This window comes from Pseudomonas sp. MWU13-2862 (genome assembly GCF_023242495.1).
Taxonomy (GTDB): Bacteria; Pseudomonadota; Gammaproteobacteria; order Pseudomonadales; family Pseudomonadaceae; genus Aquipseudomonas; species Aquipseudomonas gingeri_D.
Genome location: NZ_JALMEZ010000002.1, coordinates 85,635 through 96,445, shown reverse-complemented (window position 1 = coordinate 96,445; position 10,811 = coordinate 85,635). Strand labels below are relative to the sequence as shown.

At 59.8% G+C, this 10,811-nt stretch carries 9 protein-coding genes; 5 read left to right on the top strand and 4 right to left on the bottom strand.

Annotated features, from left to right (window positions below):
* Window positions 1-27 precede the first annotated feature (27 nt).
* The 3 genes from M5C56_RS03915 to M5C56_RS03905 are packed head-to-tail and all read right to left on the bottom strand — an operon-like array spanning window position 28 to window position 3,169.
* Window positions 28-810 (bottom strand): EboA domain-containing protein, encoded by a 783-nt coding sequence (locus M5C56_RS03915; RefSeq protein ID WP_103494891.1) that lies wholly within the window; start codon window positions 808-810, stop codon window positions 28-30.
* A complete protein-coding gene (locus tag M5C56_RS03910; RefSeq protein ID WP_103494890.1) occupies window positions 807-1,697 on the bottom strand; it encodes a UbiA family prenyltransferase in 891 nt (296 codons plus the stop codon). The genes M5C56_RS03915 and M5C56_RS03910 overlap by 4 nt, the downstream gene beginning before the upstream one ends.
* Window positions 1,694-3,169 (bottom strand): 3-dehydroquinate synthase, encoded by a 1,476-nt coding sequence (locus M5C56_RS03905; RefSeq protein ID WP_103494889.1) that lies wholly within the window; start codon window positions 3,167-3,169, stop codon window positions 1,694-1,696. Before M5C56_RS03905 ends, M5C56_RS03910 begins: the two co-directional genes overlap by 4 nt.
* An 809-nt stretch (window positions 3,170-3,978) precedes the next feature.
* Here M5C56_RS03905 and M5C56_RS03900 point away from each other — a divergent pair.
* Window positions 3,979-4,305: a hypothetical protein gene (locus M5C56_RS03900; protein WP_103494888.1), complete on the top strand. Its 327-nt coding sequence runs from the start codon at window positions 3,979-3,981 to the stop codon at window positions 4,303-4,305.
* 86 nt (window positions 4,306-4,391) lie between these two features.
* On the opposite strand, the gene M5C56_RS03895 is transcribed toward M5C56_RS03900, so the two are convergent.
* Window positions 4,392-4,730, bottom strand: a complete 339-nt coding sequence (locus M5C56_RS03895) for a hypothetical protein (protein ID WP_247263054.1) — start codon at window positions 4,728-4,730, stop codon at window positions 4,392-4,394.
* Window positions 4,731-5,556: 826 nt separating this feature from the next.
* Here M5C56_RS03895 and M5C56_RS03890 point away from each other — a divergent pair.
* The 4 genes from M5C56_RS03890 (at window position 5,557) to M5C56_RS03875 (ending at window position 10,806) form a co-directional block, all read left to right on the top strand.
* Window positions 5,557-8,004 carry a TonB-dependent receptor gene (locus M5C56_RS03890; RefSeq protein ID WP_103494886.1) on the top strand — a complete coding sequence of 816 codons (2,448 nt, stop codon included), beginning with the start codon at window positions 5,557-5,559 and terminating at the stop codon, window positions 8,002-8,004.
* A gap of 75 nt (window positions 8,005-8,079) precedes the next feature.
* The gene (locus M5C56_RS03885) at window positions 8,080-9,051 is read left to right on the top strand and encodes an amino acid ABC transporter permease (RefSeq protein ID WP_103494885.1); all 972 of its coding nucleotides are present in this window, start codon (window positions 8,080-8,082) and stop codon (window positions 9,049-9,051) included.
* Window positions 9,044-9,829: an amino acid ABC transporter ATP-binding protein gene (locus M5C56_RS03880; RefSeq protein ID WP_103494884.1), complete on the top strand. Its 786-nt coding sequence runs from the start codon at window positions 9,044-9,046 to the stop codon at window positions 9,827-9,829. The genes M5C56_RS03885 and M5C56_RS03880 overlap by 8 nt, the downstream gene beginning before the upstream one ends.
* A 29-nt stretch (window positions 9,830-9,858) precedes the next feature.
* The gene (locus tag M5C56_RS03875) at window positions 9,859-10,806 is read left to right on the top strand and encodes an ABC transporter substrate-binding protein (RefSeq protein ID WP_103494883.1); all 948 of its coding nucleotides are present in this window, start codon (window positions 9,859-9,861) and stop codon (window positions 10,804-10,806) included.
* Window positions 10,807-10,811: the final 5 nt, after the last annotated feature.

The following is a 10,811-nucleotide window of genomic DNA, read 5'->3' as shown; positions in this document are numbered from 1 at the left end:
TCAAGGGGAGGGGAGAGTCGTCGGGCATCAGTTCGCTGAGTGGCTGGTGTATGTGGGCAGGTGATCGCGCCATTCAGGTGGCAAGCGTTGCTGCTGGCTCAGGTCGACCAGACGCTGGTGTTGCGTCGGGCTGAGCAGTTCGAAGGCAATCACTTGGGGCAACCCGGCGGACACCGTCCGTTCGGCAGCCAGCTGTTCGTCGAGCAGGTCCAGTGCCAGCTGGTTGAGGATGACGCCGTGGCGTTGTGTCAGACCGACCAGGCGCCGTATGTCGAGCCCCATACCCAATGCTTTCAGCACTAGCTGGTGGAACGCCCGTTCGCTGTAGTGACGTACCGGGTAGAGGGTGTCCAGGGCGAGGGCGGCAAACACCTGGCTGTTGCTGGTGCGCCCGGCCTGCAACGCCAGTTCGACGCAGCGGCCATGGCTATCGAGCCAGTCCAGGGCTTTCAAGGTGGCGATCTTTTCCTGGTCGTCGCCCCATAGAAACAGCTGGCGTAGCAACGGCAGTTGCCCGGCATCGGGTTGTTGCTCCAATACCTGAGCCAGCAGCAGTGCCCGCGCCAGCTGGATCTTGCTCCAGCCGGCACTGCTGAACGGTGCATGCTCCTTGAGGTTGCGCTTGCACTGGCTGCTCAACAGAACCGAAGTGTTGGCATCCGGGTGTTGGGCCAGCCGCTCTTGTGCCAGATGCCACCACTGCTGCTCGGTGTGATCGAGCTGTCGGGTGAAGGCCAGGCGTTGTTCCGCGAGGCGCTCGTGCCTCATGACGAGGGCTGCCGATAGTTGTGCCGTGACGTCCATGTTCATGTCGGTTTGACCCAGCGCTGGAAGTGTGGAAGCAGGAAAAACACCAGGACGCATAACAGGCTGCCCAGTGGTTGGTTGGCCACGGCCAGAACCAGGGCATCGAACAGCGGCAGGGCCGCCAGGCCAGCACCGATAAAGGCACGGACCTGCCGTTGCTGCGGGTTGGCCAGGTGTCGCCAGTAGTGCCAGCCCAGCCAGCCGAGCCAGAGCAGCAGCACCGGCCAGAACCAGTAGCTCTGGGCATAGACCGCCAGGGCCAGCGGGCTCAGCATGAGGATCAGCGGGAGGCGGCTGAGCAACTGGTTGCGATGCTCCTGCCGGGCCAGGTAGGTCAGGCCGCTGATGTAGACGCCCAGCAAGATCGCGCACAGCCAGATCGGCTCCGGTGGCACCGCCAGGCTGGCTGCCGCGGTGAGGTAGAGGGTCGAGCGGCAGGCCCCCATCAGCCAGACGCTGTGGGCGTATTTCTTGTGCAGCAGGTTGTAGCCGAAGATGCAACTCAGCAGCAGGGTCGCGCTGAGCAGAAGCCAGTGCGGCTGGTCGATCAGCCGACTCAGGCCGAGCACCGAGGCGGCGGCCAGCATCAGTAACAGCGCCGTGGCCCTGCCCACCTGCAGGCGGCTGACCAGCCCGAGGGTGATGGGGCGGGGGTTGTGGTGCTGCCGGTCCCAGTCGGCGTCCAACAGGTCGTTCAACAACATGCCGGCCAGGTATAGCGCCGACAGCGCCGCCAGCAGCAGGATCCACATCAGCGCCGACGGCGGAGCCAGGGCCCCGGCGCTGCTGGACAGCAGGGCGGCGGCCAGGGTGTTGGTCCACACCGTGGGCAGGTTTGACACCCGGCCCAGCGTCATCCAGGTCTTCAGGTTTGGCGATGTGTGACTCATGGCGCGCAGCCCTCACTCAAACCGGGCATCGGATCGAAGTGGCTCGACAGCCGCAGCAGTGCCTGCTCCATCAGGGTGGTATCTATTTCATGCAGATCCACCGATTCACCGATCCGGTTGAGCATGGGGATAGAGAGCGGTCCGCCCAGGTGCTGGCGGAACTCCTCCAATCCGAGCATGACCTGTGAGCGCCCCCGTGCATCTTTCAACATCAGTTCCGGCGGGCACAGGCAGAAACCGAGCTTGAGCAGCAGGCGAAGCACGCGGTCTGTGTCGGCATTGCTCAACAGGCCCTTGGCGTTGGCATAGAGTCCATCCAGGGCCATGCCCACCGCCACGGCTTCGCCATGGCGCAGTCTGTGGCGACTGAGATTTTCCAGTTTGTGTGCGGCCCAGTGTCCGTAATCCAGTGGCCGTCCGTTACCGCGTTCGAATGGGTCACCGGCACCGGTGATGTGCTCCAGGTGCAGTTCGGCGCAGCGGCGAATGGCATAGCGGCTGGCGAGGTGGTCGAAGCTGGCCAGGGCGTCGGCTTCTTGCTCCATCCATTGGAAAAACGCCCTGTCCTTGATCAGCGCCACCTTGACCGCCTCGGCCAGCCCGGCAATCTGGTCGCGGCGGGTCAGGCTGGTCAGCAGTTGGAAGTCGTTGATCACCGCGGTGGCGGGGTAGAAGGCTCCCAGCAGGTTCTTTTGGCCAAAAGCATTGATGCCGTTTTTTACACCAATACCGGCATCGTTCTGTGCCAGTACCGTACTCGGAATACGGATCAGGCGGATGCCGCGATGGAAGGTTGCGCAGGCGTAGCCCACCGCATCCAGCACCGCACCACCGCCCAGCGCCAGCACATAGCAATGCCGGTCCAATCCATGGTTCAGCATGTCGGCGTACAGCTGCTGCAGCACCTGTGGATCCTTGCTCAGTTCGCCGGCCGGGACCGCAATGGGCGAAGCCTGCAAATGCAGATCCGTAGCATGGGCGGCAAAGTAGGCATCGATCTGTTCCAACAGTTGTGGGGCGCTTTGCAACATTTGTTCATCGGCGAATACCAGTACGGTCACTGGAGTTCTTTGTTGGGTAGTGAGCTGACGGTGCAGGCAAGGATTCAGCGGATCGAACAGGTGATCGGTGAACACCACCGGATAGTCGTAACTGACCTCGAAGCGCCCGTGCAGCGGTTGCTCCGCCCCGTGTCTGCGCAAGGTCTTGAAGACAAACAGTCCGGGCAGCACCCTGCTGGCGAGGAGGGTTACCAGCAGCGCCAGCAGGGCGATCAGTAGCAATGCGAGGTTGAGTTTCTGGGTCGGCGTGGAAGGCAGGTACAGGCTGAGATGAATCAGGAAGTCCAGGATCTGTTGTTCGAACAACAGGAAACTGGCGATCATCAGGACTGAGAAACAGACTAATGACAGCCAAAACTGTTCAGCTGGTCCTCTAAGCGAGAATGCACGATACCCACGGCTGCGCTTCATCAAGCATCCCTCTTGATTGGTATGACAGAGTTCCGTTTCCGTAATTAGAAGCAGCGTTTTATTTGTTTTAGAGGAATAGCTCTCCTGCCTGGATGGCTGGTTTTATGCGCGGTTGATTACGTTTGTAGAGATAGTCATGAACTTAGACGGTTGTGGTTTTTTTGCAAGTCGCGCTGGCTGACAGCGTTCGGATAAGCGGCCTGGACGCGACGCTACAGTCGCTGGAGAGTGGGGGTTATTGTATTTTGTTTAATAATTACAGCGGGTTGTATGATTTTTGTGAGAGGGCGGCTCCACCGTGAAATGAGCGATATTCAGTGATTTTTCGGCAGTCATGAATAGCAAGCTAATGGTGAGGTGGCTATGTGATATCAGTATTTGTTATTTGGGTTATTGCTGTTGGCTATAAGCAGTTTGATAGTTGACTAAAATGTTTGGCAATCTCGTGTCTGAGTTGAATAAAGGTTTGGCGAGCAACTAAGAAAAAGGCGCTGGCTGTTCGGTCCTGGAATGATAAGGTGCGGATGAGTTGCGAAACGGTCTGGATTTTCAGGCCAGGCCTCATGGGTCACCTTGAAATAGGCACGTCATTGCAAGGCCTTCAGAGGTCCAGCGAAGTTGTAGGCCATCCTGAATGCCAGTCCCTGGGCCTTCAGAAAATCACTGGGCTGTCCACGGACCACACTGCAAACTGGCGACACGGCTGCTGTCCATTGGCCCCATGCCGAATTACACCGATCACAGCATCCCGCGGCCAAAACTGATAAAGTCCCTTAGCTTCCTAAGTAAAAAGTGATGAGACGCCCATAATGAGTAATGAACTGAGCGAGGAGGAAATGCGGCTAGCGCTGTTTGGTCCCTCCAGCCCGAGTACCGATCCTGTACCCGCGCCAGAACCTGAACCAGCGTTCGTCCCCCCTCCGGCACCAACCCCCAAGCCTCGACCTGTTGCGAAAGCACTCTCCCCCAAACTGCGAGTCACGCTGCGCGCGACCAGGCAGTTTGGCGGTGACGTCGAGGTGCTGACCTATGATGCCAATACCCTGAGCACCTTCATCGCTGAGCAGGAGGCCAAGGCCGAGGCCAAAAAGAAGAAGTTCCGCTATTTCGAGTTGGTGTCGATCAAGCCCATCTAGCGGCTGTGATTCAGTTCACCGGATAGTGGGTGGCGGGGCAGTCGGCTTCACGTGGGGCCGTCTGCATGGTTCGCCTGCACTCACTTTCAATGGGCAACAGGTGATCGTTGCACAGGCAATAATTTGCTCCGCAAGCGCGACCTCCGCCAAATAATCGATGTGGCCATTTTCAGGTTCTCCCAGCGGCTAAAACTTTCCTCGTCATTTCTGTTGCCACGTTGTCCGGCTGCCAGCCACCCACTCAAGAGGCGTTCATCAAATATCCGACGTTGCGGCGGAAATGGTCCATGATCTGTGATTCGCGCAGCAATGTTGCTGAAATAAATGTGGAAGGCTGCAAGCATTTTCGCGAATGGCAAGCGGCCAATCAATTGCCTGTTTTGGATGATTTGATGAATCAAAATATGGGGAAGTAAGCGATTCATATAAATATGCCTGCTGTACTTAAAGGTCAGATTGAAAAACCAGGTACTACGTCATTTTTCCAAGGGTGCGTGCCGGCAGTTAGCCGGCAGTGCTGCTGGCAACTGATTGAAGGTTTTGACCACTCGTGCGCCGACAAACGCCGAAGCCACGATGTCAGTCGACTCTCTATTGCCGAGCTCCTCCGGTGAAACCCCGTAGGTGTTCATGCTCGACGGTGTACGGCCACGTTCAACGGCAACAAGTGGTCGTTCATCAGCCAATGATCGGCGTCTTCCTGGTCCTTAAAATATTATTTTTTAGAATTAAGATGCTTATTAACTATTAAAAATAATAATATTAGGTTATAGCTAAATAGAATTATATTTTTGATATTGATTCCGTTATGTTTGGCCCCTACAACCTACCCCTAACCTCGGATGGTACCAATCGTGATCGAGATTCTGCGTACCATGCCGCAGAGCGCAGCTCGGACCCACCTCCGAACCTGCGTGGCATGACAGGGTGATCTACCGCTGATCCCTGGAGCAGAGTCGTTGGAAGGGAGTTCGACGTATGTTGCTCATTCAATCCAGTGATGTGATTTTTTCCTCCCGTCTTGTCCCTGACAGACGCTACGCAATACTGCGGCCCCCTCCTGGTTTTCCTCCCGGCGCATAGCTTGGTCTCCCGAGTGCCACGCCCCATCGCGCAGGTTTTCCAGCGCTTGTAATGGGCGCTCGGCACCCATCGGAAAAACGCGTATGCCGCGCTGTCCTGACGACAGCGTGAATACCCGACTTCGCGATTTGGATGCATCGCCAATGATGGCGACCCGCTGGAGTGGATATGAAACGAGTCATACAACATGCCTGGGAGTCGACTTCAGCCTTGCGGCTCAGTCCGGCAGTCGTGGCCATGGGGAGCATGTTGCTGTCAGGAGGAATCCAGGCCCAGGAGGCCTCGAATCAGGATGATCGGACCTTGTCCACCGTGGTGGTCACCGGTAACCGGGGGGGCGAACAGCGCACGGTGACCAGCAGTCCGGTGCCGATCGATGTGGTCAGCGCCAAGCAATTGCAGAGCACCGGCAAGCCCGGCTTGATGGAAGCCTTGAGTGCGCTGATTCCATCCTTGACCCTGCCGGAAAAAACCGGCTGGGACGCCAGTGGCATGGCTCGCGCGCCCAACCTGCGGGGCTTGAGCGCCGCTGAAGTGTTGGTACTGGTCAACGGCAAGCGCCGCCACACCAGCGCGACCTTGAACATCAACGGTATCAACACCGGTGCGGCGCCGGCGGACCTGGATTTCATCCCCATCAGTGCCATCGATCATGTCGAAGTGCTGCGCGATGGTGCCGCCGCCCAGTACGGCTCCGACGCCATTGCCGGGGTCATCAACGTCATCCTCAAGGCCGACACCAGCGGCACCTCGGTGACCAATGCCGGCATCGGCTATGACGGCAAGAAGCAGACCGTCCAGCAAAGCCTCAACAAGGGCTTCGAGATAGGTGACGGCGGCATCGTGCAGTTGGCCCTGGATGTACGCAGTCAGAACGATGACAACAAGGCCAGCGCCAATGGCTATAGCTACGAGCAGGCCTATGGTCTGGCGGGCAAGTCCACCTATGGTGGGTACGGCACACCCAAGATCAATCTGCAGACCCTGGGATACAACGCCGAGTTGCCGATTGACGACCGGTTCAGTCTGTATTCCTTCACCACCTATTCGCACCGCAAGGCCGAGCAGGGGCAGAACTTCCGCTTGCCGACCATCACCAACACGATTACCACCGGCCCCAATGGTTATCCGGCGGGGTATGTACCGACCTGGTACATCGATGAAGACGATTTCCAGGCGGCGTTCGGTGGCAAGGGCAAAGTCGGCCAGTGGGACTGGGACCTGTCCACCACCTATGGGCGCAACGCGGCGGAGCAGGGGACCTGGGACAACCAGAACCCGTCCCTGGGTGAGGCGACACCCAACAGCTTCAAGTCCGGCACCTGGATTTCCACCGAACTGACCACCAACCTGGATTTCAAGCGCGGCTTCGATATCGGCCTGCAAAAGCCACTGGACCTGTCCTACGGCTTTGAGCATCGACGCGACGGCTACGAGGTGAAGGCCGGGGACTGGGCTTCCTATGCCGACGGTGGTTACTGCGTTGCACCTGGCAACTGCGCCTCTTCCGGAGCCCAGGTCACCAACGGCATCTCCCCGGACGAAGCCGGCAGTGCGTCGCGCAACAGCCTCGCCAGCTATGTCGATGTGGGCTTCAACCCGGTTCCGGATTGGTACGTGGGCACGGCGCTGCGCTATGAGCATTACAATGAAGGGGTAGGCGCGACCCGCAGCGGCAAGCTGACCACACGTTATGATTTCACCCCGCAGTTCGCCGTGCGCGCGACCGTGAGCAATGGCTTCCGTGCGCCGTCCCTGGCCAACAGTTTGTTCAGTGCCCGCTCGACCACCTACGGTGTGGTGGATGGTGTCTATCAGTCGATCAATTACGGCGTGCTGCCGGTGGGCTCGGCCGCCGCCAGGGCCTTGGGTGCCGAAAACCTCAAGCCCGAGCGATCCACCAACTTCAGCCTCGGGTTCACCCTGACACCCAGCGATCGCCTGAGCCTGACGGCCGATGCCTATGTGATCAACCTGCGCGACCGCATCACCCTGACCAACACCTTGCTGGGGAGTGAAGTCACCCAGGTGCTGCTCAACAACGGTATCAACTCGACCTCCGGCGGGCAGTACTTCATCAATGGTGCCGACACCCGCACCAAGGGCGTGGACCTGGTCGGCAATTACAGCCAGGACCTGGGTCGGTTCGGCTCCCTGAAGTGGACCGCGGCGTTCAACTGGAACCAGACCCGGATCCTCGACTACAAGGCCTCCACCTCGATCCTCGGCACGTCCTATGAACTGATGGATCGCCAGGCGCGCAACCTGATCACCGACATCCAGCCCAAGACCAAACTCATCCTGGGGGGCGACTGGAGCATCGACCGCTTCAACCTCAACCTGGCTTTGACCCGTTACGGCTCCTACAAGGAGGTCAATGACGCCAACGACCGCTCCCTGGATCGGGTGTATGGCGCCAAATGGATTGCCGATCTGGACCTGGGCTACAACCTCAGCAAAGCGCTGAACATCGCCATCGGGGCCAAGAACCTGTTTGACACCTACCCCAAGAAACAGGGGGTGCCCAGCAGCACCATGGTCAGCAGCTACGGCACTTACTCACCCTTCGGTTTTACCGGCGGCTACTACTACACCCGCCTGACCTACGCCTTTTAAAGGCGGCCGCCGCCGACTCCGTTCGGTCCCCCTGGAAAAACACCCTGATGTGTTATCGCGTGCGAGGAATAGATCATGCCCATTGTTGCCAAACCCTTTGACCTCATCGATGAGGTGAATGCCTACCCGGTTCGCAAGAGCCGCGCACCGACTGCGATCAAGGCCTTGCGGGTGGTGCCGTCCCGTCATCCCTGGCGCTGGGCCGGATCGGTGTTCGCCGTGCTGGTGCTGTTTGCCATCGGGCATTCCCTGGCCACCAATCCACGTTGGGAATGGGGGGTGTTTGGCCAATGGTTCTTCTCGGCATCGGTGCTGCGAGGCCTGGCGCAGACGCTGTTGCTGACCCTGTTGAGCACGGTGTTCAGCATCCTCCTCGGCACCGCGCTGGCGCTGGCAAGGCTGTCCGGCTCGCCGTTGCTGGCGGCGCTGGCCTGGGGGTATATCTGGTTTTTCCGCTCGATGCCGGCGTTGCTGGTGCTGATCATCCTGTACAACTTCGCCTATCTGTACGACCACATTGTGTTGGGCGTGCCGTTCACCGACCTGGTGTTTGCCCAGTGGTCGACGGTGGATGTGCTCAGCCAATTCACCGTGGCGGTACTGGGCTTGAGCCTGATGCAGGGTGCCTATGCGGCGGAGATCATTCGTGGCGGCCTGATCGGTGTGGACGCCGGCCAGCATGAAGCCGCGGCGGCGCTGGGATTGCCGGCGTCGCGGCGGGTTTTCCGGATCATCCTGCCCCAGGCGCTGCGTTCGATCCTGCCTTCGGGTTTCAACGAAATCATCGGCCTGGTCAAGGGCACTTCCATCGTTTACGTGCTGGCCCTGCCGGAGCTGTTCTACACCGTGCAGGTGATCTACAACCGCACCCAGGCGGTGATCCCGTTGTTGATCGTCGCCACGGTCTGGTACCTGATCATCACCACCGTACTCACCAGTGCCCAGTACTACGTCGAGCGGTACTTTGCCCGCGGCACGGCGCGGGTCTTGCCGCCGACGCCATTGCAGCGGGTGCGCCACTGGCTCAAGGAGCAATCCCATGGCTGAGGCCGCCATCCAGGTGCCCGCCGGGCGCATCCAGATCCAGGGCGTAGGCAAGCGCTTCGGCAATCAGCAGGTGCTCAAGGACATCGACCTGAGTATCGAGCCGGGCCAGGTCACGGTGATCCTGGGGCCTTCCGGCTCCGGCAAATCAACGCTGCTGCGCACCATCAACCACTTGGAGAAAATCGACAGCGGCCACATCACCATCGACGGTGAATACGTCGGCTATCGACGCAAGGGCGACCTGCTCTACGAACTCAAGGAGCGGGAGGTTCTCAAGCGTCGGGTCGAGGTCGGCTTCGTGTTCCAGAACTTCAACCTGTTCCCGCATCTCACGGCCTGGGAAAACATCGCCGAAGCACCGCTGGCCCACAAACGCTGGAGCAAGGCCCAGGCCCGGGCCAAGGCCGGGGAACTGCTGGCCCGGGTTGGCCTGGCGGACAAAGCCGATGCTTATCCGCGCCAGCTTTCCGGAGGTCAGCAACAGCGGGTCGCCATCGCCCGTGCCCTGGCCCTGGATCCCAAGGTCCTGCTGTTCGATGAACCGACCTCAGCCCTCGACCCGGAATTGGTGGGTGAGGTGCTGGACGTGATCAAGGGGCTGACCCGCTTGGGCGTCACCCTGGTCATCGTCACCCACGAGATTGGATTTGCCCGGGAAGTGGCGGATCACGTGGTGTTTCTCTGCGATGGCCAATTGATCGAACAAGGGCCGCCAGAACAGATCTTTCGCCAGCCCCGTCATCCACGCACCGTCGCCTTCCTCGGCAAGGTGCTGTGAATTTTCCCGTGTTAAAGGAGTAACTGCCCATGTTGGTAAAGACTGCCCGTGTGACCTTGTTGGCGCTTGCCGTCAGCCTCGCCCTGCCGGTATTGGCCGCTGAAAGCGCCAGTGTGCCGACTGTGCAAAAGGTTGATCTGAGTCCCGACCGCCAGCGCATCCATGCCCCGCGCAACGAGGCGGCCATCGCGCAAATCCCCCCGGGCTTCAAGTTCGCCCAGCCCGGCAAGTTTACCGTGGCTGTGTCGGGGGTGGCCGGGCCGCCCCTGGCGCTGCTGGCCAATGACGATAAAACCACGATCGGCAGCGAGGCCGACACCGCACAGTTGGTGGCCGACAGCCTGGGTCTGCAATTGAACGTGGTGCAGACCAGTTGGGAGGATTGGCCCCTGGGCGTCAGCTCGGGTAAATACGACGCGGTGATCAGCAACGTGACCGTGACCGAGGCCCGCAAGAAGCGCTTCGACTTCGCGACCTATCGCCAGGACGTCCTGGGTTTCTACGTCAAGACCACCAGCAAGATCACCTCCCTCAAGGAGGCCCGGGACATCGCCGGGCTGAAGATCATCGTCGGCTCCGGCACCAATCAGGAAAAAGTCCTGCTGGCCTGGAACGAGGCCAACGAAAAGGCCGGTATCGCACCGGCGCTGTTGCAGTACTTCGATGATCAAGCCGCGGCGCAGCTGGCGGTGCAGTCGGGACGCAGCGACGCCCTGTTTGGCCCCAATTCGGTGTTTGCCTATTCGGCGGCGATCACCGGCGGCATCAAGCTGGTGGGCATCGTCAACGGTGGCTGGCCACTGCGGGCCGATATCGCCGTGACCACCCGCAAGGACAATGGACTGGTCCAGCCGATCCACACCGCCCTGGAAGGCGCGATTGCCGGCGGCCAATACGAACAGGTGCTCCAGCGTTGGGGCCTGGATGTGGAGCGCATCGACAAGTCACTGATCAACCCACCCGGCTTGCCGGATTGAAACCT